Consider the following 22,538-nt stretch of genomic DNA (forward strand, 5'->3'; position numbering starts at 1 on the left):
AAAAAAAGCCGTTCCTAAAGAAACGGCTTTTAATATATTTATATAAGAAGAAATACTTATTTACCAGCTTTTGCGTCATTTACCATTTTGTCATTTGCAGTAATAGCAAACTCTACACGACGGTTTTGTGCTCTTCCTTCTGGAGTATCATTTGTTGCGATAGGATCTGCAATCCCTAAACCTGAAGTTTTGAAACGAGTAGCTTTTAATCCTTTAGAAACTAAATATGCTTGTACAGAAGCAGCTCTTTGTCCTGAAAGTGTCATATTGTATTCAGCTCTACCAGTGTTATCAGTATATCCGAAAATTTGAATATCAGTATCTCCATATTCATTAAACACCGTAACTAATTTGTCTAAATTTGCTTTTGCCTGTGTAGTTAATGTTGATTTATTAGTATCAAAACGAACAGAATTTTCATTTAAAGTTAGATGAATACCTTCTCCTACTCTTTCTACAGTAGCACCAGGTAAAGCCTCATCTATCTCTCTAGCTTGCTTGTCCATTTTATTTCCAATAAGAGCACCAGTTCCACCACCTACAGCAGCACCAATAGCAGCACCTAAAGCAGCGTTACCACCTTTTCCTAAATTGTTCCCTAAAATACCACCAATAAGAGCACCTGCAGCAACACCTATTCCTGTACCCTTTTGAGTATTATTTGCGTTTTTTACCGAATCACAACTTGTAAAAAAACTTGTTAATACAAGTAAAGTACTCAAACCTAAAACCGTTATCTTTCTCATGTGTTTATATTTTTATATTTTTTTTATTATTAATTAGCTCTTTCAAATTGATATACTACATCCTTAACTTGTCCTCCAACATTAACATTGTCAATTAATTGAAATGAATTCTCAGTTAAACCGCCCACTTTTAGTAAATATCCGTCTCTAACTTTTTTTGCTTTTATGCCAGCATCAAGAATCTTAAGCACAAACATACCTTGACTATTGATACTCCATACAATTGGAGAGGAAAAATCAGTACAACTAGATGATGCTAAAGCCATCGACCCCTTGTTATTATTTGAAATAAAGCTCCAAGTACTACCAATAAAACATTTAGAATCAGCAAGATCAAATGAATTCACTTTAATATACTCTGAACCAGGATAAGAAACATTGGTTAAAACCCAATTTCCTTTAATTGCTACTTGAGTAGACTTATCAAGTTTTTTAGAAAGCGGTTCAGCTCCATTAGATGTGGCCGCTGTTGACGCTGATTTGCATGCAAAAACCGTTACGGCTATTATGCATATTAAAATAATTTTTCTCATCGTTTTTAGCATATTTAAAATTAATACTCCTACAAAGATACAATGCAAAAAAATTAAATTTGTTTAAAAATTATTTTTTTTTCTTGTAGAATTAACACCTACGACAATTTGTCACTCCTTTTGCAATTGGTATTCTATTTGAAGAATCTGAAATGCATAATGTTAAACTTAAAATTTTATAAAATATGACAACAGGTAAAATTAATGTTTCAGTAGAAAACATATTTCCCTTAATCAAGAAATTCTTATACAGCGATCACGAGATTTTCTTGCGTGAGTTGATTTCTAACGGAACCGATGCTAGTCTAAAATTAAAACACCTAGTAAGTATTGGTGAAGCCAAAGTAGAATATGGCAACCCAATTATCGAGATTAAAATTGACAAAGAAGGAAAAAAAATCCACATTATTGACCAGGGTCTTGGTATGACAGCTGACGAAGTTGAAAAATATATCAACCAAGTTGCCTTCTCAGGAGCTGAAGAATTTTTGGACAAATACAAAGATTCTGCAAAAGATTCAGGAATCATAGGCCATTTTGGACTTGGTTTTTACTCTGCTTTTATGGTTGCCGAAAAAGTAGAGATTTTCACTAAATCATACAAAGACGAACCAGCTGCTCATTGGACATGTGATGGAAGCCCAGAATTTACTTTGGAGCCAACTGACAAAACTACACGTGGAACTGAAATCGTTTTACATATTGCTGAAGATTCTTTAGAATTTTTAGAAGATTCTAAAATTTTTGAGTTATTGAATAAGTATAACAAGTTTATGCCTATTCCTATTAAATTTGGAACAAAAACAGAAACTCTTCCTAAACCAGAAGACGCACCCGAAGATTACATAAACGAAACTATAGAAGTTGACAATATCATCAATAACCCAAATCCAGCTTGGACAAAACAACCAACTGAATTATCTGATGAAAACTATAAAAGCTTTTACCGCGAGTTGTATCCAATGCAATTCGAAGACCCATTATTCAATATTCACTTAAATGTTGATTACCCATTTAACCTAACAGGAATTTTATATTTCCCGAAATTAGGTTCGGATATGCAAATTCAGAAAGATAAAATTCAATTATACCAAAATCAAGTTTATGTAACTGATAACGTAGAAGGAATTGTTCCTGAATTTTTGACAATGCTGAAAGGTGTTATTGATTCACCAGACATTCCATTAAACGTTTCTCGTTCTGGACTACAAGCTGATGGTGCCGTTAAAAAAATATCAAACTACATTACTCGTAAAGTAGCTGATAAATTAAAAGCATTATTCACTGAAAATCGTGCTGATTTCGAAGCAAAATGGAACGATATTAAAATCGTTTTAGAGTACGGAATGCTTTCTGAAGATAAATTCTACGAAAAAGCTGGTGCATTTGTATTATACCCAACAGTCGACAATACTTATTTTACTCTAGAAGAATTAAAAGAGAAATTAAAAGATAACCAAACCGATAAAGACGGAAAATTGGTAGTTCTTTATGCTGGAAATAAAGATGCACAACACTCTTATATTGAAACAGCAAAAGAAAAAGGATACGAAGTATTACTTTTAGATTCTCCAATTATCTCACATTTAATTCAGAAAATAGAAGGTGATAATAAAGATGTAACTTTCGTACGTGTCGATTCTGATCATATTGATAACTTAATCAAGAAAGACGAAAACACGATTTCTAAATTATCTGAAGAAGAAAAAGAAGCTTTAAAAACATCTTTAGAATCTTATATTCCAAAAGCATATAGTGTACAACTAGAAGCTTTGGATAGTCAAGCTGCTCCATTTATTATTACGCAACCAGAATTTATGCGTAGAATGAAAGAAATGAGTCAATCTGGTGGTTCTGGAATGTTCGGAATGGGTAATATGCCAGAAATGTACAACTTGGTTGTAAATACAAATTCTGAATTAGCAACTAACATCTTAAACACCGAAGACAAATCACACCAAGAACATTTGGTAAAACAAGCTTTAGATCTAGCTAAATTGTCACAAAACCTTTTAAAAGGTGAAGCATTAACTGCTTTTGTAAAAAGAAGTTTTGAAATGATCAAATAATATCACATTTAGGTCTATAGCCTAATAATTACGAAGACCTGCAAGCAATACTTGCGGGTCTTTTTGCTTAAAGAAATAAAAAAACAACTACCTATACTTTTAGTACAGCTATTCGCATAACTTCAAATCGTCTTGTTTGAGTCTTCATATAAAAACAGTATTCAGATAATTATGAATAAATTACAAATAACACAACTTTGAAGCATTTTTAATAAATTCACCAACGAAAACAATGTTATAACTATACTAATTAAATTAAAAACACTTTTTAATTCAATCAGTAAAGCCTATCTTTGCCGACTTTGTTTGTTAAAAACAAAGCAGTAAATTATATACAATGATAAAAAATAACGTACTAAAGGGGGTTTTTCTAGTAGCAATTGGAGCAACAAGTTACGGCATGTTAGCCACTTTTGTAAAAATGGCATATGACGAGGGATTCACTACAGCAGAAGTAACTACTTCTCAATTTATATTAGGAATAATTGGAATCCTGATTATTAACGCTTTTCAAAAAGCAAAACATAAAAATGAAGTTGCAAAGGCAACTCCAAAGAATATTGCTCAGCTAATGACAGCTGGAACTTCGTTAGGAATGACAAGTTTATTCTATTATTTAGCAGTAAAATATATACCCGTTTCCATAGGAATTGTTTTATTGATGCAAACGGTATGGATGGGTGTATTATTAGAAATGATTTTGGAGAAAAAATTACCTTCTAAGCAAAAAGTAGTTGCTGTAATAATTGTTTTAGCAGGAACAGTCTTAGCTACTAATATTACTCAAAACGAAATACAATTAGATTGGCGCGGTCTTGTATGGGGGTGTTTGGCAGCAGCATCATTTACTACAACAATGTTTACAGCAAACCGAGTTGCAACTGAGATTTCATCAGCACAACGTAGTTTGTACATGCTTTTAGGAGGAGCAATTATCATCTTTTCATTTGCATTAGCAACACAAACAACTCCATTTAACTTCGAAATTTTTGCTAAATGGGGTATTATACTTGCTCTCTTTGGCACAATTATAACTCCAATGCTTATGAATGCTGGCTTCCCTCTTACAGGAATTGGACTTGGAAGTATAGTCTCTGCACTAGAACTACCAGTATCTGTAATGATGGCCTACATAATACTAAATGAGCAAGTTGTATTCTTACAATGGGTTGGAATAATTTTAATCATACTTGCAATTATTATTATGAATCTAAATTTCGAGAAGAAGAAATAATTAATTCCTAATAGTCGTTAAAAACAATTAATATATTGCGTTAAATTATTAATTATTTCTTAAATTCGTAATAAATAACTATTATGAATTTACCTTGGCACTTATACCTAATGGCTTCGCTTTATATTATTGCTGGGATAAATCATTTTAGAAATCCTAGAATGTATCAAAAGATCATTCCTTCTTATCTTTCAAATCCAAAATTATTAAATATTTTAAGCGGTGTCGCTGAGATTATATTAGGATCACTCCTATTAATCTCAGCGACATCTCATTTTGCTGCATGGGGAATTATTACGTTATTGGTCGCAGTTTTCCCAACACACGTATATATGTATCAAAACAAAAAAGCAAGTTTTGGGTTACCTAAATGGGTTTTATTATTGCGCATGCCTCTTCAACTCGTTTTGATTTTTTGGGCATATCAATATACATTTTAAGCATTTATATATTAACTAAACACTTTTTATTATGAAAAAACTTTTTGCAGAATTTTTCGGAACATTCTGGCTTGTATTTGGAGGTTGCGGAAGCGCTATTTTCGCAGCAGGAATCCCCGAATTAGGAATTGGATTTGCAGGCGTAGCATTAGCTTTCGGTTTAACCGTTTTGACAATGGCATATGCCGTAGGACATATATCAGGAGGTCATTTTAATCCTGCAGTTTCTTTTGGACTTTGGGCCAGCGGAAGGTTTCCTGCGAAAGACTTAATACCATACATTATCGCACAATGTGTTGGAGCAATAGCTGCAGCTGGAACTTTATACACAATTGCATCTGGCAAAGCTGGTTTCATGATAGATAATACCAAAGCTGGAGCATTTGCATCAAATGGTTTTGGAGCTTTTTCTCCAGATGGATATTCTTTACAATCCGCATTTATTGCTGAATTTGTACTGACTCTGTTTTTCTTATTAATTATTCTTGGCGCTACAGATAAATTTGCAAATGGAAAATTTGCAGGAGTAGCAATTGGTCTAGGATTAACATTAATTCACTTAATAAGCATTCCAATAACAAATACATCTGTAAACCCAGCTAGATCATTATCTCAAGCTTTATTTGTTGGTGGCGAGCCATTATCACAAGTTTGGTTATTCTGGGTTGCCCCAATATTAGGTGCAATTGTAGCAGGAATTATATATAAAACATTATTACAAAATCATGACGCAGCATAATTTTCTTAAAACAATTATCAATCCTTAAACTTTTAAAATATGGAATTTTTATATTTCTTACTTATTGGAGCAATTTCCGGTTGGCTTGCAGGTCAAATATGGAAAGGTGCTGGTTTTGGAATTCTTGGCAATATTGTTGTTGGAATAGTCGGCGGACTTATTGGAGGCTGGATTGCAGGAAGGTTAGGCATTGGTGGAGGCGGTTTGCTTTGGCAAATTATAATTGCTGTTGGGGGCGCTTGGGTTTTATTATTTATTATTAGCTTAATAAAAAAAGCATAACTCGCTTCACGTTACATTACTTGTTATGAAAAACATTAAATAAGTAATAACTTTATATATCAAAGAGAAGGAAAAGAAGTTTATTACTTTATTTCCTTCTCTTTTTTTTCTTTAATACCATTCGACACATAATTCATAAAAGCATAATTTATCTACAACATTGAAGACTCATTTTAATTTCATATCATCAAAATCATTAATTTTTAGTAAATACTTTCGGTATGTTTTTTTTCTTATTTTAGTACTCCCCCCCCTTCTTTACACAGCAGCTTAATTCTTATTAGCGAAATAACCGTTTTGGGAACACTCGCCGAGCATAAAATTAAATTCTCATAGTGTTTTCATCTTATTTATCATACTAATAACTGGATTAACACTACAAGTAGCAATCGACATCATCCTGGTGAAAATATAATTCGATCTGTTTTCACAACTTTTGGTGTTTTAATTATAAGAAGTGCTATGTGGTATTTTTCCTAGACCAAACACTTTCTGTTATATCTACCCAATTTACTTATGCAAATACCTCCCTACCCATTAAAGTTGATTCTTTTTTAAACTACTTTATAGTTTCCCCAAATATGCACAAAACACATCATCATTATATATTGCCCTATACTTATACTAATTATAGAAATATATCTTCTATAAAGGCCATCTTTTCGGAACATTTATGACACTTACCCAAAAAAAAATCTATGGAATTGACACTCACATCAACCCAAAAAAACAGAATAATTTAAAAAAATTATTACAAATTCCGTTTCAAAAACTGTGTTCGAAAAAAAACGAGTAAAATCAATAAAAAAAATCTACCAAAGCGACGAAGTAATTATTTTTTTCATTAATATTGATATCTAAATTGAAAATCAATCTATTATTAATCATTAACCCCTATTTGAATTAATTTTCACGTGATGAAAAAGAGTAACCGTAAAGAATTGAGCTGGGAACAAACAGAAAAACTTGTTACATTAGCCCTAGAAGAAAAGAATCCTTTTGAAATTATCAAAAAAGAATTTGGACTGGCTGAAAAAGAGGTTTTAGAAATTATGAAAAAGAAAATGCCCGCAGAGAAATTTGAAATGTGGAAAAAGAAAGCTGTTGCTAACAAACCTAAGCCAAAACCAGTTAAAATAGATGATTTTGACGAAGATTTGGACGGAAAATATTACATAAAGAACAAATTAGACTAACCATAAAACTCCTGGAAACAGGAGTTTTTTTTGTACATATAAATAAAATTGAAATGTTTTTGTAACTTACTTCCATCTATAAAGACAAATACTAAAAACAAACTCATAAGTAATGAAAAAAATAATAGCCACATTAGCATTAGTAGCCGTATTTATAGGCTGTAAAACAGCTAGTTCAACTAGTAATACACATGCAAAACAAGAAATCGGAGTCAATATTAATCTTACTGACATAAAAGAAGATAAAGTTCAGGTCACAGTTACAGCTCCTAAAATCAATACAGAAGAAGTAACCTACAGTATTCCTAAAACCGTTCCCGGAACATATTCTGAAGACAATTATGGTAGATTTATTGAAGATTTTAAAGCTTTTGATTCAAAAGGAACACTCCTTACTGCAAAGAAAACAGACAAAAACACTTGGTTAATTTCTAATGCAAAAGCATTAAAAACAATTACTTACTTAGTGAACGATACTTTCGACACTGAAAAAGGTACAGGATTTGGTAATGATGATATTTTCTCCCCAGCAGGCACAAATATCGATGCCGGAGTTAATTTCATGATAAACACCCATGGTTTTGTAGGCTATTTTCAGGACAAACTAGACACTCCTTATAAAGTCACCATTACACATCCAGCTACACTTTGGGCAGCAACATCGATGACTGATGAAGATGCAAGCAATACTAGCGACGTATTTACAACGTCTCACTATGCTGTTTTGGTAGAAAACCCAATTATGTACTCTAAACCCGATTATACTTCATTTGATGTAAATGGTATGAAAATACAAATAGCAGTATATTCACCAACTGGAAAATTTACTGCAGAGAGCATTACTCCAGAAATGAAAACAATAATGACCGCTCAAAAAAACTTTTTAGGAAAAATAAATTCAACTAAAAAATATACAGTTTTATTATATTTATCAACTATGAAGCCTGATGACGCGCATGGATTTGGAGCTTTAGAGCACCCTACTGTAACAACAGTTGTACTACCTGAGATGATGCCCAAAGACGAATTAATAAAATCGATGAAAGATGTAGTTTCTCATGAATTCTTTCATATTGTAACCCCATTGACAATCCATTCAAAAGAAATTCAATATTTTGACTACAATGCTCCTAAGATGTCTGAGCATTTATGGATGTACGAAGGTGTTACAGAATATTTTGCAAATCTTTTCCAGATCAATCAAAGTCTAATTGATGAAACTGAATTTTACTCTCGTATTGCAGAGAAAGTAGAACATGCAAAAACACTAAATGATACTATGTCATTTACAAAAATGAGTGCCAATGTATTAGTAAAACCATATAAAGACCAATATTTGAATGTATATGAAAAAGGAGCACTTATTGGTATGTGCATCGATATTATTATTAGAGAAAAAAGTAATGGTCAAAGAGGAATTCTAGACTTAATGCATAAATTATCGGATGAATACGGTATTACAAAGCCATTTAATGATAACGAGCTCTTTGCTAAAATCACTCAATTGACTTATCCTGAAGTCGGAACATTTTTAAACACTTACGTTGCAGGAACCACTCCAATACCTTACGACTTTTACTTAGATAAAGTTGGAGTAACTAAAGCCGTAGAGAAAGTTCCTGGAACAATTTTCTTAAAAGGTCAAGTCCCATACATCACTATAAACCCTGAGACCAAAGAAATTATGGTAATACCTGAAATAGAATTGAATCCTTTTTTCAAAGCACTTGACCTAAGAGGAGGCGATTACATCTTATCTATAAATGAAAAACCATATTCATTAGTAAATATTTACGATATGATAACCGAAAGTCAAACCTGGAAAGAAAACGACCCCGTAACCGTTAAAATAAAACGTAATGGCAAGGACCTAACTTTAAAAGGAGTACTTAAACTTCCTTACGAAGAAAAGAATACTTTTAAAGCAACCAACAATTCTAAGCAATCCCTTAGAAACGCCTGGTTAAAAGGTTAATAAAGAACAAAACAAGAAAATCCCAATTTAGAAATACATTGGGATTTTTTTTATAAATTAAAAGTTTAGCAATGTTTTTTTTAAAACTATTTTCTTTATTTTGCACCAAAATCTATAAACAATGAAAAAAACTATTATTGCATTCGTTACCCTTGTTCTTTTAACTTCATGCAGCAAAAACGAATCAAAAACCAATTTGCATATTACAGGAAATATTAAAGGATTAAAAAACGGAACCTTATACATACAAAGAGTTGTAGACACATCACTAGTAGCTATTGATAGCATTAAAATTGATGGTAATTCTGCTTTCGAAACTAACATCGAATTAAAATCACCAGAAATGCTATACCTATTTCTAGATCGTGGAGTAAGTAATTCACTAGACAATAATATATTATTTTTTGCAGAACCTGGCAACATCAACATAGACACAAATTTAGACACTTATATTTCTAGTGCCAAAATTACAGGATCAAAAAACCAAGAATTATACGAAGATTATCGAAAAGTAAGCTCTCGCTTTAATGATTCGAACCTTGATCTTGTTGCATTGAGATTTAAAGCAATGAAAGATAATAATCAAAAAACACTAGACAGTGTAAACGAGAAACAAGAGTCTAATATCAAACGAAAATATTTATACGCTACAAACTTTGCCATTAACAACAAAGATTACGAAATAGCACCTTATATTGCTTTGTCAGACATATACGATATCAATATTAAATACCTAGATACTATTCAAAAATCAATGACTCCTAAAGTAGCTCAATCACTTTATGGAAAAAAACTTACTGAATATGTTGCTAAAATAAAGAAACAACAATAAATACAATCATATCCTTAAACAAAAAAAATCCTGTTTTTTTATTAAAACAGGATTTTTTTTGCGAACTACTATTTATAATAATAGAAACTGGATATAAGACAAAAAAAAACCACCATATTTCTATGATGGTTTTAACGTTGAGCCGGCGGAGGGACTCGAACCCACGACCTGCTGATTACAAATCAGCTGCTCTAGCCAACTGAGCTACGCTGGCGACTCTTACGGGTGCAAATGTAAGATTGATTTTTGTTTTACCAAAATAATTCTACACTTTTATTTTAAAAAAAAACCACCCTTATTGGATGATTTTATGTTGAGCCGGCGGAGGGACTCGAACCCACGACCTGCTGATTACAAATCAGCTGCTCTAGCCAACTGAGCTACGCTGGCGACTCATTACGGATGCAAATGTAAGATTGATTTTTTGTTTTACCAAAATAATTTCACACTTTTATTTAAAAAAAAACCACCATATTTCTATGATGGTTTCGTCTTTGAGCCGGCGGAGGGACTCGAACCCACGACCTGCTGATTACAAATCAGCTGCTCTAGCCAACTGAGCTACGCTGGCGACTCATTACGGGTGCAAATGTAAGATTGATTTTTGTTTTACCAAAATAATTCTACACTTTTTTATCGTTTTTTTTACTACAATTCGTTGATTTTCGCAATCAATTGATTAGCAGTTTCTTCCAATTCAACATTGATTTGTTTGAAATGAGCTTTTTTATTTTCTACGTTCTTTGTGTTCACTTTAGTGATCAAAGCATCAAAAGCAGCAATAGCCTCATCGATTAAAGCATTAGTTTCTGTAGTTGGTTTTCCTGTAGTAGAAATTTCAAATAAGTAAACTGCTTCAATAATATCACCTAAAACGTAGTTGATGTCTTTCTTTAAATTCTTAACGTTTGCCATTTTATTTTTATTTTAATTTGCGTTTGCAAAAGTACACATAATCTTTCTATTACTCGCTATGAAATGTAAATTTCTAAAATTGAAGCTTTTCCATTGAGAATGAAGCTATTCATAGCTGCTGGAATTAATACTGTATCTCCTTTTATATAACTTAATTTTTCTTTATTATATTCTATATCAAAAGACCCATCAATACACATATATACGGTAAAAGTATCTCCATTTTTATATACCTCAACCTGACCATCTAACGGAATAAAATTTGTGGTAAAATAGGAACAATCAACTACAGCATTCGATTTATTTTGCCTTTTATCATATTTCTTGTGGGTATCTACCTTATTATAATTAATTGCATCCAGCGCCAAATCTACATGTAATTCTCTTTTATTTCCTTGCGCATCTACTCTATCAAAATCATATAAACGATAGGTAATATCTGATGTTTGTTGAATCTCAGCAACTACCAACCCCGCTCCTATTGCATGAACTGTTCCTGTTTCTAGAAAAAAAACATCTCCTGGCTTAGCTTTTACATCGTCAAGAATAGCAACTAACGTATTATTATTTAAATTCTCCAGATATTCTTCTTTACTTGAATTTTCTTTAAAACCTACAATAATCCTTGCATCATCATCAGCCTGCATAATATACCACATTTCAGTCTTACCAAAAGAGTTATGACGCTCTTTAGCAAGCTTATCATTAGGATGTACCTGAATTGAAAGATCTTCACGAGCATCTAAGTATTTAAAAAGCAACGGGAATTGTTTCCCAAATCGGTCATAAACTTTTGCTCCCAAAATTTCATTCGGAAATACTTCTATTATATTTATAAGTGATTTACCTTTTAAGCTTCCATTAGCAACAATACTTACATCACCTTCTACGGTAGATAATTCCCAACTTTCGCCAGTAATTTTAGAAGTAATCGGTTTATTAAGAACCGTTTTTAATTTTTCTCCACCCCAAATTCTATCTTTCAAGATTGGTTCAAACTGTAAAGGATATAATTCTTGGTTCATCTGTAATGATTTATTTATTTTATACAAATCCGTTGATCTTAAAATTTCGCATAATACTATACTTAATCAACTATGATACTAATTCTTTAATTGCTTCAAGCGCCTTAGGTATATGCTTAGCTGCAATCATACTATCATAAATTAGAATTATTACTCCATTTTTATCGACAACATACGTTACTCTTCCTGGTAATAGCCCAAGTAATCCTGAAGGAACTCCAAAAAGAGTTCTTATTTTTTTATCAGCATCTGAAAGAAGTACAAATGGTAAATGGTGTTTATGAGAAAATTTACGATGAGAATCAACACTATCACTACTAATCCCTATTACTTCAGCTCCTAAAGCTACAAAGTCTTCATATTGATCTCTAAAACTACAGGCCTCTGTTGTACAACCAGGCGTATTATCTTTAGGATAAAAATAAATAACCAAAGGTTTACGACCAAGTACATCTTTACTCTCAAACACTTCTCCATCAGCATTTTTAGCTGTAAAATTCGGGATAATATCTCCTACTTTTAATGACATTTTATTCTCCTTTATAGGTTACAAAATTACGAGCAGTTTCGTATAACACGATTTCTAAATCAAAATCGGGATTTATTTTTTTTCTAATTTTATTCCATATCACTACTGCAATATGCTCAGCAGTTGGATTTAAATCTTGAAATTCTAGCACATCAAGATTAAGATTCTTATGATCAAATGGCAATTCTACTTCTTGATATATAATGTCTGCTAGTATTTTCACATCTATCACAAAACCTGTTTCAGGGTCGACATCTCCAGTAACGCTCACTGTTAAGTCATAATTATGTCCATGAAAATTTGGGTTATTACATTTCCCAAAAACGGCATCATTTTTCTCTGCAGTCCAATCTTTTCTGTACAGTCGATGAGCAGCATTAAAATGTGCTTTCCTAGATATCGTTACTCTCATGTAGGTTTTGGTTTAAATTTTATGGTCTTCTAGAAAATGATAAAACTCTTCAAAAATTTTTTTGAACCAAACAGTGTAAATCTCAGGATGCAATTGCATATCCGTTTTTACATCTTCTATTTTCATCCATTTCCAAGCTTCTACTTCTTCAGGATTTATGGTAGGAACTCCATTATAACGTCCAATCATAACATGATCTAGTTCATGTTCTGTCAATCCGTTATCGAAAGGAGCTTTGTATATAAAATGAAAAAGTTCTTTAAGCGGGGTTATAAATCCCATTTCTTCAAACAATCTTCGAGTACCTGCTTCGATATTAGTTTCACCATCACGCTGATGACTGCAACAAGTATTAGTCCAGAGTAACGGAGAATGATATTTATGATGCGCACGTTGTTGCAACATGATTTCATTATTATCATTTAAAACAAAAACTGAAAATGCACGATGCAGAACTGCTTTTTCATGCGCTTCCATTTTTGGCATTAAGCCAATTTGCTCATCATTTTGATTAACTAATATTACGTTTTCTTCTATCATAATTGGTATTAAACACACAAAAATACGAAAAAAGAAATTGCTTTAGAGCCTATAAAAAGTTTGTGAAAAGTTTAACGAGTCTTGCATCCACAAAAAAATTAATTTTATATCATGATTATATTCAAAGACACACAAGCAATAGTCTTTAATTTTAAAACTAAAATTGCTTTTTGTACGTAAATAACAATAGTTAAAACTTACTTAAATACATGTTTATTTGTAAAGTACACGACAATTTACCAATTAGAGACATCTTACTTTTACATTACAAAATCAACCAATTATGAAAACAAGAGCCCAATACTTAAGCTTATTCTTTTTGCTTCCATTGTTTATTTTTCAGGCGTGCGGACAAAACAAAAAAGAACAATATACCTCAACAAAAACGAACCCTATGGAAAATAAAATCAGCAAACCTGACAATCCATATTATTCAAATACTGATACTACAAAACTAAATCTTACTGATGCTCAATGGAAAAAAGTATTACCGGATGATGTTTATGCTGTAATGAGAAAAGCCGATACTGAAAGACCTTTTACTGGAAAGTACTGGAAAAGCGACGAAAAGGGCACTTATTATTGCGCTTCATGCGGAAATAAACTATTTAGATCTGGAGCAAAATTTGCAAGTAGTTGTGGCTGGCCAAGTTTTTTTGAGCAAGAAAACAAAAAAAGTGTAACATACAAACAAGATAACTCCATAGGAATGGAAAGAACTGAAGTTCTTTGTAGTAGATGTGGCGGTCATTTAGGTCATTTATTTGATGATGGGCCACCACCTACAGGAAAAAGATACTGCATGAACTCTATTGCACTTGACTTTATACCCGATAATAAATAATACCATGAAAAATACAATTTTAATCAGTCTTTTGATCCTATCTCTTAATGGATTTGGGCAAGCAAAAAAACAACCCAATTACGATACTATAACACTTGGCGGAGGTTGTTATTGGTGTGTAGAAGCAGTTTATGAAAACTTAAATGGAGTAAAATCTGTTGTGTCTGGATTTTCAGGAGGAAAAACTGCAAATCCAAGTTATGAAGAAGTATCCACTGGAAAAACTGGCCATGCCGAAGTAGTTCAAATCACTTATGACAAAAACATAACAAATCTGGATGAAATATTTAAAGTTTTTTTTACGCTACATGATCCTACAACCTTAAACAGACAAGGCGCTGATGTAGGAAGTCAATATCGCTCCGTTATTTTTTATAAAAATGAAGAACAGAAAAATGCAGCAAATATTATTATAAATACGCTAAACAAAGCAAAAGTATATAATAACCCGATAGTAACCACAGTAGAGCCTCTTACTAAGTTTTACAAAGCTGAAGATTATCATCAAAATTATTATGACAACAACAAAAATCAGCCCTATTGCAAAATGGTAATTCAGCCAAAAATAGAAAAGTTTGAAAAAGTATTTAAAGACAAATTAAAAAAGAAGTAGTTACTAATTCAATCGAAGTTGTCCGAAAATTACTTTTGGACAACTTCTTTATAGTAACTTATCAATTCCCATTTCGGTAATCTCGGACAATTGTAAAATTCTATTTACATCATTTTTATTTACTACAAAAAACAAATAACTATCTCCCATTGTATCATAACTCATTAATTCTAAATCTTTTTTTGCTAATGCAGTTTGAATATACGGAAACAAGTCATGACTGTACGTTTCTTCTGGATATTCAAAGTTAAAATCTTCTCCAATCATTTCAGAGACAAAACACTCTACATCTTCTGGATCGAATTTCCAGTCACTATGCCATGTATTTATTCCGTCGAAAAAGTCAAATTCATAATCTTCATCTTCCTCATTTTTTCCAAAATTATTATAAAGAATCTGTGACTGCTCTTCCAGCAATTCTTCTTCAATATCTCCTCTCGAGATTAACCGCAAAAATTCTTGAAAATGAGTTACTGAAACCTCATCAACCATTAAACTTTCGGATGAAGGAAGCACAACACTTTCAGGTATTTCAATTTCCACATACTCGCAAATTCCTTGTAAAACCTTTTCAAATTCTTTAAATCCTATTTTCTGAATTTCATTTTTAGGATTAGCTATAGCAATAGCTTCACAATCTAACAATCCTCTTGTATAGTCAAAAAAACAACTATTTGTGTACAAAAGTTTAAAATCGTTCGTTTCAAGACTATTTGTACAACAAAAGAAAATGATGAAATTATGCAAAACATGTTTCAGCTGTTTTTTCATTTCAGGAGTTGACTCAGAATAAAATTGAATATGAATATAATCGTATTCTAGTTCTGTTTGTATAACCTCTTCAGAAAGTACTCCGATATCAATCTTTTTATACAATTCGTTTAAAACCTCATATGCGTTCTTAAATCCGTTTCCCTCAATCTCTTTTCTTCCCTTTTCATGATTAAATGAACTTGGAAATGAATAACATTTTACAGAAACCGTGTCATGAACCCCTTTCATTTTAAAATCAATACTACTTACCTCACTATATAAATAAGAATAAATTGAATATATAACATCAAAAGAAACAATAGATTTTGGGTCGTTATTTCTACCAAAGAGATTAGAAAAGAAATTCTTCATTCATATATTATTTTAAAGCTTCTGCAATCATCAAGGCGCATTTTTCCCCATCTATAGCCGCAGATATAATTCCGCCAGCATATCCAGCTCCTTCACCGCAAGGATACAAACCTTTTATTTGTAAATGTTCATAAGTGTCCGAATTTCTAGGAATACGAACAGGCGACGACGTTCTGCTTTCTGGTGCATGAAGAATAGCTTCATTGGTTAAATAACCACGCATTGATTTTCCAAATTCAGAAAAACCTTCACGTAATATTTGAGATAAAAACCCCGGAAAAACCTGCCCCATTTCTACCGAAGTAGTTCCGGGAACATAAGATGTTTTAGGAATATCTGATGAAACTTTATTTTGAGTAAAATCGACCATTCGTTGTGCTGGAACTTTTTGAGTTTCCCCAGCCAAATGCCACGCCTTTTGTTCGATACTTTTCTGAAATTCCATTCCAGCCAAAGCTCCAAATTTTGCAAAGGGTTTAAAATCTTCTAATTTTAACTCGATTACAATTCCAGAATTGGCTGTAGCCTGATCTCTTTTAGATGGAGACCAACCATTAGTAACTACTTCACCCTGACTTGTAGCACATGGCGCAATTACACCACCTGGGCACATACAAAAAGAATACATTCCTCTTCCTCCTACTTGTTTCACGATAGAATATGGTGCCGGAGGCAAATGTTCTCCACGATAATCACAACTATATTGTATACTGTCTATTAAAGATTGTGGATGTTCGGCTCTTACGCCCAAGGCAAAAGGTTTGGCTTCGATAAAAATTTTTTTTCTATCTAATAATTCAAAGATGTCACGAGCAGAATGTCCCGTTGCCAATATTAATTTATTAGCATTAATAGTAGTTCCGTCCTGAGTTACAATCCCCTGAACTTCATTATTTTTTACAAGAATATCAGTAACGCGAGTTTCAAATAAAACCTGTCCACCATATTCGATAATTTTTTCTCTAATATCCTGTATGATTTTTGGTAATTTATTGGTTCCGATATGCGGATGTGCTTCTATCAAAATATCATCCGAAGCTCCGAAAGCAACCAATAATTCTAGAATTCTGGTTACATCCCCACGTTTTTTTGAACGAGTATATAATTTACCATCTGAGTATGTTCCTGCTCCCCCTTCTCCAAAACAATAATTAGAATCTTCATTTACAAAATGCTCTGTGTTTATTGCTTTTAAATCTCGGCGACGGCCTCTAACATCTTTTCCTCTTTCAAGTACAACTGGCTTTAAACCTAATTCTATTAATTGCAAAGCTGCAAAAAGCCCTGCAGGTCCAGCACCAACAACAATTACCTCTTGTGCTCCCGATACATTTTTATATTCTGGAAGCTCGATTTTAGTTGGCTGAAAAACTTCATTTTGCAAATAAATATTAACCTTCAAATTGATTTTTATTGCTTTCTGACGAGCATCAATGGAGCGTTTCAAAATAGTTACATGCTGAATTTCCTTTGGAGAAACCTTAATTTGTTTCGACAAATGTTCTTTTAGCAACAACTCATTTGCAGCTATTTCGGGCGATACTTGAAGTAAAAGTTCTCTTGGCATTTGTTTTATTTAATCAATTAGCTTTTCTATTTATGAAAAGAACATGCAAAAATAACATTTTGAACTGAGACTTTGTACCTTTGTTACTTTGAAACTTCGCACCTAAAAAAATAATGTCAAGAAAAATAAAATTAATATGGGATTTTCGTGGTTCTACTTCAGCAAAAACCGCTGAACATCATGAGATTCATTTAAAAGAATTTATTGCTATCGAAAAGCTACCTTTAAATATAACAGGCTTTACAATCCTAAACGATATGTATGCTATTGCTTACATGGTTGTAACCGATGAAAACATGATTCAGGTTCGTGATGCTTTAAAACCACATCGCGGGGAAGTATTTCCTAATGAGTAAAATGTGAGATGTGAGATGAAAAACATCAAATACATCTCACATTAAACTTATAACTAGTTCGCTACTTCGCTAATAAATTTTATTCGCATTAAGCGTAATTCATCGATGTCGTATTCTCCATCAAATTCTTTAAGAGCATCTTCTATTTTATCTGATTCTGACTCCATAAAGTATTCATGGATTTCTTCTTGCTGATCTTCATCGAGCATGTCATCTACCCAATATTTAATATTCAGTTTTGTTCCTGAATATACGATTTGCTCCATTTCTTTTATCAAAGCATCCATCGAAAGTCCTTTTGCAGAAGCAATATCATTGAGTGATAATTTACGGTCAATATTCTGAATAATATATAATTTATTTACAGAATTAACTCCCGTAGATTTTACAACTAAGTCATCTGGACGAATGATATCATTTTCTTCAACATACTTATTTATTAAGGCTACGAAATCTCCTCCGTATTTTTTTGCTTTGCCTTCACCTACTCCATGAATATTATACAATTCAGCGATAGAAATTGGGTATTTTAAAGCCATATCCTCTAGTGAAGGATCTTGAAAAACCACAAATGGAGGAACACCTAATTTCTTAGCTACTTTTTTTCTTAGCTCTCGCAACATCCCCATCAAAACTTCATCGGCAGTACCTCCTGATTTTGAAGCTGTTACTATAGCATCATCTTCACTTTCATTATATTCATGATCTTCAGACATCATAAACGAAACTGGCTTTTTAATAAAGTCTAATCCCGCTTTAGTAATTTTTATAATTCCGTATGTTTCAATATCCTTCGATAAATATCCTGCTACTAATACTTGACGAAGTAATGCCATCCAGTATTTTTCGTCATGGTCTAAACCTGAACCGAAGAAAGATTGCGAATCTGTTCTGTGTGCTTTAATTACTGCATTTACGCGACCTATTAATGTAAATACTATTTCTTTAGACTTGTAAATATGCTTGGTATCACGTACAATTTCCAACAATTTAACCACTTGATCTATGGCTTCAATTTTGGTTTTTGGGTTACGAACATTATCATCCATATCGGCACCTTCGCCAGTTTCGCTGTCGAATTCTTCTCCAAAATAATGAAGCAGAAATTTTCTTCGCGACATTGATGTTTCGGCGTAAGCCACAACTTCTTGTAACAAAGCAAATCCGATTTCTTGTTCAGCAACCGGTTTTCCCGACATGAATTTTTCTAATTTCTCTACATCTTTATAGGAGTAATATGCCAAACAATGTCCTTCACCTCCATCACGTCCTGCACGACCCGTTTCTTGATAATAACTTTCGAGTGATTTTGGAATATCATGATGAATTACAAATCGCACGTCGGGCTTATCAATTCCCATCCCAAAAGCGATAGTTGCGACAACAACATCTACATCTTCCATAAGGAACATATCCTGATGTTTAGCTCTTGTTTTTGCATCTAGCCCTGCATGATAAGGAACTGCACTAATTCCATTTACTTGCAAAACCTCCGCAATTGCTTCTACTTTTTTACGGCTTAAGCAATATATAATTCCAGATTTTCCTTTGTGTTGTTTTATAAAACGAATAATATCTGATTCAATATTTTTAGTTTTCGTACGAACTTCGTAGTATAAATTAGGTCTATTAAACGACGCCTTGAAAGTATTAGCGTCGGACATATCAAGGTTTTTTAAAATATCTTCTTGAACTTTTGGTGTAGCAGTTGCTGTAAGTCCAATAATTGGCACATCACCCAACTGTTTAATAATATGTTTTAGATTTCTATATTCAGGTCTAAAATCATGTCCCCATTCTGAAATACAATGCGCCTCATCAATAGCCACGAATGAAATAGGTACATTTTGAAGAAATTGCACGTATTCTTCTTTGGTTAGTGATTCGGGTGCAACATATAATAATTTTGTCAAACCAGAAGTAATGTCCTTTTTTACTTGGGCAATTTCTGTTTTGGTAAGGGAAGAATTCAGAACGTGAGCAATTCCGTTTTCTGAAGACAGACTCCTAATAGCGTCTACCTGATTTTTCATCAAAGCAATTAAAGGAGACACAACTATTGCTGTTCCTCCCTGAATTAAAGCAGGCAATTGATAACAGAGTGATTTTCCTCCTCCAGTAGGCATTATAACAAAAGTATTTTTTTTATCTAGTATACTTTTTATAACCTGCTCCTGCAATCCCTTAAATTGGCTAAAGCCGAAATACTTCTTTAATTCTTTATGTATTTCAATTTCGTTTGAATTCATTCTTTATTTTATGGTATTTTGTATAAATTTGCATCAATAAAGATACAACTTTCTTTTACACTTACAAATTTTAACTATTCTGTTTTGATAACAAAAGAAAACATATTAGCTATCGCTAAAAAAACAATACTCTCTGAAAGTGAAGCAGTTGCGAAACTAATTACCTTTTTAGACGAAAACTTCACCCAAGCCGTTCAACAGATATACGAAACAAAAGGTCGATTAGTAGTCACCGGAATAGGAAAGAGTGCAATAATTGCACAAAAAATGGTCGCCACTTTTAACTCCACAGGAACTCCTTCTTTATTCCTTCATGCTGCTGAAGCAATTCATGGTGATTTAGGAATGATTCAGAATGAAGATGTAATTATTTGTATATCTAAAAGTGGTAATAGTCCAGAAATCAAAGTTTTAGTTCCGTTATTAAAACGCTTTGGTAATACATTAATTGCTATTACAGGAAACATGACTTCTTTTTTAGCAAAAGGCAGCGATCATGTTTTGAATACTACTGTTGAAATAGAAGCTTGCCCAATAAACCTAGCTCCTACCAATAGTACTACTGCTCAATTAGTAATGGGAGATGCGCTTGCTGTTTGTTTAATGGAAATGCGTGATTTTAAACCAGAAGACTTTGCTGTATATCACCCTGGAGGCGCATTAGGTAAAAAACTTTTACTTCGTGTGAAAGACATGATTGAACATTCGTTAAAACCAACTGTTGCTCCCGATTCTTCAATCAAAAAAGTTATATTTGAAATATCAGAAAAACGACTTGGCGTAACTGCAGTTGTAGAAAATGATAAAATAATCGGAATTATCACCGATGGTGATATCCGACGAATGCTAAACGACAGAGATACTTTTGCCGATTTAACCGCAATAGACATTATGACCAAGAACCCAAAAATGGTATCATCAGATACAATGGCTGTCGACGCCTTAAATATATTGGAAGATTTCTCGATTACACAATTAATTGTTTCCGACAACGGAGAATACAAAGGCGTATTACACTTACATGACATTTTAAAAGAAGGAATCATATAATGGCAAAGAAGAAAAACCTAGGCGAAATGTCGTTCTTAGACCATCTTGAAGAATTAAGATGGCTACTAGTTAGAAGTACAACTGCCATAATAATAATGGCTTTTTTAACTTATTTTATAAGTGATTACTTATTTGATGTAATTATTTTCGGACCAACGAGACCGACTTTCTTTACCTATCAGTTTTTTTGCGAGCTATCTCATAAGCTAGGATTTGCAGAGAACATATGTATTACCGAAATGCCATTCATTATTCAGAACACACAAATGGAAGGTCAGGTGAACGTTTTTGTATGGATGTGTATTTTGGCGGGATTCATCTTGAGTTTTCCCTATATTTTATGGGAAATATGGAAATTCATTAGCCCTGCGTTGTATGAAAAAGAGCGTAAAAATGCTAAAGTATTTATTTTCGTTTCCTCTTTACTTTTCTTTTTAGGAGTAATATTTGGCTATTTTGTAGTAATACCAATGTCTGTAAACTTCGTAGCAACTTTTACAGTTAGTGATATTGTAAAAAATCAATTTACATTGGAATCATATATGGGAATGGTAAAAACAAGCATCTTGGCTGGCGGATTATTCTTTGAGCTACCAATTGTTATTTATTTCCTTACCAAATTAGGATTGGTTACTCCTGTTTTTTTAAGAAAATACTGGAAATATGCTGTAATTATAATTTTAATTGTAGCGGCAATTGTAACTCCACCAGATGTTGTGAGCCAGACAATTGTAGCAGTACCAATGTTACTAATATATGAATTAAGCATCTTTATTTCGGTACTTGTATATAAAAATAAAAATAAAGAAGAAAATGTCTGATATCATTCAAGAATTTAACGACTATCGTTCTAAAATGAACGAGAAATTATTAGCCGATAATAACAAAATTGTAAAGCGAATTTTTAATCTAGACACTAATGCATACGCAGCAGGCGCCCTTGATGTTAAAACAAAAGAACTCTTAGGCTTAGTTGCATCAGCAGTTTTACGTTGTGACGATTGTGTAAAATACCATCTTGAAACTAGCTTTAAAGAAGGTGTCACCAAAGAAGAAATGATGGAAGCCATGGGAATCGCAACCTTAGTTGGCGGTACAATCGTAGTTCCTCATTTGCGTAGAGCATACGAATTTTGGGAAGCTCTGGAAGAAACTGCTAATTAGAAAATTTATAATTAGTCAATTTGATAATTTTAACTCAAAATGTTAATTCTCTTAATTGATTGATTATTTTACTTTTAATTTGTCTTTTCTAAACTATTTATAA

24 protein-coding genes and 3 tRNA genes are annotated in these 22,538 nt (G+C 32.6%); 14 read left to right on the plus strand and 13 right to left on the minus strand.

Features of this window, described 5'->3' with window-relative positions; all coding sequences use genetic code 11:
- Positions 1–56: 56 nt before the first annotated feature.
- Together IUY40_RS03325 and IUY40_RS03330 are read right to left on the minus strand one after the other, a co-directional pair.
- On the minus strand, positions 57–746 hold the full coding sequence (locus tag IUY40_RS03325; protein WP_195735473.1) for an OmpA family protein: 690 nt from the start codon (positions 744–746) through the stop codon (positions 57–59).
- Between the two features lie 29 nt (positions 747–775).
- Positions 776–1,279 (minus strand): lipocalin family protein, encoded by a 504-nt coding sequence (locus IUY40_RS03330; protein ID WP_195735474.1) that lies wholly within the window; start codon positions 1,277–1,279, stop codon positions 776–778.
- Positions 1,280–1,464: 185 nt separating this feature from the next.
- Here IUY40_RS03330 and htpG point away from each other — a divergent pair, with 185 nt between their 5' ends.
- The 8 genes from htpG (at position 1,465) to IUY40_RS03370 (ending at position 10,046) form a co-directional block, all read left to right on the plus strand.
- On the plus strand, positions 1,465–3,348 hold the full coding sequence (gene htpG, locus IUY40_RS03335; protein WP_195735475.1) for a molecular chaperone HtpG: 1,884 nt from the start codon (positions 1,465–1,467) through the stop codon (positions 3,346–3,348).
- A gap of 337 nt (positions 3,349–3,685) precedes the next feature.
- Positions 3,686–4,582 (plus strand): DMT family transporter, encoded by an 897-nt coding sequence (locus IUY40_RS03340; RefSeq protein WP_195735476.1) that lies wholly within the window; start codon positions 3,686–3,688, stop codon positions 4,580–4,582.
- An 83-nt stretch (positions 4,583–4,665) separates the two neighbouring features.
- Positions 4,666–5,022 (plus strand): MauE/DoxX family redox-associated membrane protein, encoded by a 357-nt coding sequence (locus IUY40_RS03345; protein ID WP_195735477.1) that lies wholly within the window; start codon positions 4,666–4,668, stop codon positions 5,020–5,022.
- Between the two features lie 31 nt (positions 5,023–5,053).
- A complete protein-coding gene (gene aqpZ, locus IUY40_RS03350; protein ID WP_195735478.1) occupies positions 5,054–5,761 on the plus strand; it encodes an aquaporin Z in 708 nt (235 codons plus the stop codon).
- 39 nt (positions 5,762–5,800) lie between these two features.
- Complete coding sequence (locus IUY40_RS03355) at positions 5,801–6,043, plus strand: GlsB/YeaQ/YmgE family stress response membrane protein (protein ID WP_195735479.1); 243 nt, start codon at positions 5,801–5,803, stop codon at positions 6,041–6,043.
- A 917-nt stretch (positions 6,044–6,960) separates the two neighbouring features.
- Positions 6,961–7,239 (plus strand): DUF2805 domain-containing protein, encoded by a 279-nt coding sequence (locus tag IUY40_RS03360; protein ID WP_195735480.1) that lies wholly within the window; start codon positions 6,961–6,963, stop codon positions 7,237–7,239.
- Positions 7,240–7,351: 112 nt separating this feature from the next.
- On the plus strand, positions 7,352–9,214 hold the full coding sequence (locus IUY40_RS03365) for a peptidase M61 (RefSeq protein ID WP_195735481.1): 1,863 nt from the start codon (positions 7,352–7,354) through the stop codon (positions 9,212–9,214).
- A gap of 121 nt (positions 9,215–9,335) precedes the next feature.
- Entirely contained in the window at positions 9,336–10,046 is a 711-nt protein-coding gene (locus IUY40_RS03370) for a DUF4369 domain-containing protein (protein ID WP_195735482.1), read from the plus strand.
- Positions 10,047–10,186: 140 nt separating this feature from the next.
- On the opposite strand, the gene IUY40_RS03375 is transcribed toward IUY40_RS03370, so the two are convergent.
- The 8 genes from IUY40_RS03375 to idi all read right to left on the minus strand — a co-directional run bounded on the left by IUY40_RS03375 (position 10,187) and on the right by idi (position 13,467).
- Positions 10,187–10,260, minus strand: a tRNA-Thr gene (locus IUY40_RS03375).
- Between the two features lie 102 nt (positions 10,261–10,362).
- Positions 10,363–10,436, minus strand: a tRNA-Thr gene (locus IUY40_RS03380).
- Between the two features lie 107 nt (positions 10,437–10,543).
- Positions 10,544–10,617 (minus strand) — tRNA-Thr (locus IUY40_RS03385).
- 77 nt (positions 10,618–10,694) lie between these two features.
- Complete coding sequence (locus IUY40_RS03390) at positions 10,695–10,961, minus strand: hypothetical protein (protein WP_195735483.1); 267 nt, start codon at positions 10,959–10,961, stop codon at positions 10,695–10,697.
- A 56-nt stretch (positions 10,962–11,017) separates the two neighbouring features.
- Positions 11,018–11,986 (minus strand): type I phosphomannose isomerase catalytic subunit, encoded by a 969-nt coding sequence (locus IUY40_RS03395; protein ID WP_195735484.1) that lies wholly within the window; start codon positions 11,984–11,986, stop codon positions 11,018–11,020.
- A gap of 70 nt (positions 11,987–12,056) precedes the next feature.
- Positions 12,057–12,515: a peroxiredoxin gene (locus tag IUY40_RS03400; protein WP_195735485.1), complete on the minus strand. Its 459-nt coding sequence runs from the start codon at positions 12,513–12,515 to the stop codon at positions 12,057–12,059.
- Between the two features lies 1 nt (position 12,516).
- Positions 12,517–12,927: a 6-carboxytetrahydropterin synthase gene (locus IUY40_RS03405; protein WP_195735486.1), complete on the minus strand. Its 411-nt coding sequence runs from the start codon at positions 12,925–12,927 to the stop codon at positions 12,517–12,519.
- A gap of 12 nt (positions 12,928–12,939) precedes the next feature.
- On the minus strand, positions 12,940–13,467 hold the full coding sequence (idi, locus tag IUY40_RS03410; protein WP_195735487.1) for an isopentenyl-diphosphate Delta-isomerase: 528 nt from the start codon (positions 13,465–13,467) through the stop codon (positions 12,940–12,942).
- A 283-nt stretch (positions 13,468–13,750) separates the two neighbouring features.
- On the opposite strand from idi, the gene msrB reads away from it, so the two are divergent.
- Together msrB and msrA are read left to right on the plus strand one after the other, a co-directional pair.
- On the plus strand, positions 13,751–14,311 hold the full coding sequence (gene msrB, locus IUY40_RS03415) for a peptide-methionine (R)-S-oxide reductase MsrB (RefSeq protein WP_195735488.1): 561 nt from the start codon (positions 13,751–13,753) through the stop codon (positions 14,309–14,311).
- A gap of 4 nt (positions 14,312–14,315) precedes the next feature.
- On the plus strand, positions 14,316–14,924 hold the full coding sequence (gene msrA / locus IUY40_RS03420; RefSeq protein ID WP_195735489.1) for a peptide-methionine (S)-S-oxide reductase MsrA: 609 nt from the start codon (positions 14,316–14,318) through the stop codon (positions 14,922–14,924).
- Positions 14,925–14,972: 48 nt separating this feature from the next.
- On the opposite strand, the gene IUY40_RS03425 is transcribed toward msrA, so the two are convergent.
- Both IUY40_RS03425 and IUY40_RS03430 read right to left on the minus strand, forming a co-directional pair.
- Complete coding sequence (locus IUY40_RS03425) at positions 14,973–16,049, minus strand: hypothetical protein (protein ID WP_195735490.1); 1,077 nt, start codon at positions 16,047–16,049, stop codon at positions 14,973–14,975.
- A gap of 7 nt (positions 16,050–16,056) precedes the next feature.
- Positions 16,057–17,616: an FAD-dependent protein gene (locus tag IUY40_RS03430; protein ID WP_195735491.1), complete on the minus strand. Its 1,560-nt coding sequence runs from the start codon at positions 17,614–17,616 to the stop codon at positions 16,057–16,059.
- Positions 17,617–17,729: 113 nt separating this feature from the next.
- Between IUY40_RS03430 and IUY40_RS03435 the strand changes: the two genes are divergently transcribed.
- Positions 17,730–17,972, plus strand: coding sequence for a hypothetical protein (locus IUY40_RS03435; protein ID WP_195735492.1), 243 nt, complete (start codon positions 17,730–17,732; stop codon positions 17,970–17,972).
- A 53-nt stretch (positions 17,973–18,025) separates the two neighbouring features.
- On the opposite strand, the gene recQ is transcribed toward IUY40_RS03435, so the two are convergent.
- Positions 18,026–20,221, minus strand: a complete 2,196-nt coding sequence (gene recQ / locus IUY40_RS03440; RefSeq protein WP_195735493.1) for a DNA helicase RecQ — start codon at positions 20,219–20,221, stop codon at positions 18,026–18,028.
- Positions 20,222–20,305: 84 nt separating this feature from the next.
- Here recQ and IUY40_RS03445 point away from each other — a divergent pair, with 84 nt between their 5' ends.
- From IUY40_RS03445 to IUY40_RS03455, 3 genes are read left to right on the plus strand one after another with little or no spacing between them, the layout of a single operon-like run.
- The gene (locus tag IUY40_RS03445; protein ID WP_195735494.1) at positions 20,306–21,271 is read left to right on the plus strand and encodes a KpsF/GutQ family sugar-phosphate isomerase; all 966 of its coding nucleotides are present in this window, start codon (positions 20,306–20,308) and stop codon (positions 21,269–21,271) included.
- Between the two features lie 26 nt (positions 21,272–21,297).
- Positions 21,298–22,092: a twin-arginine translocase subunit TatC gene (gene tatC, locus IUY40_RS03450; protein ID WP_195735632.1), complete on the plus strand. Its 795-nt coding sequence runs from the start codon at positions 21,298–21,300 to the stop codon at positions 22,090–22,092.
- Complete coding sequence (locus tag IUY40_RS03455) at positions 22,085–22,435, plus strand: carboxymuconolactone decarboxylase family protein (protein WP_195735495.1); 351 nt, start codon at positions 22,085–22,087, stop codon at positions 22,433–22,435. Before tatC ends, IUY40_RS03455 begins: the two co-directional genes overlap by 8 nt.
- The last annotated feature ends 103 nt before the right edge of the window (positions 22,436–22,538 follow it).

It is taken from the genome of Flavobacterium sp. ALJ2 (assembly GCF_015594725.1).
In the GTDB taxonomy this organism is placed as follows: domain Bacteria; phylum Bacteroidota; class Bacteroidia; order Flavobacteriales; family Flavobacteriaceae; genus Flavobacterium.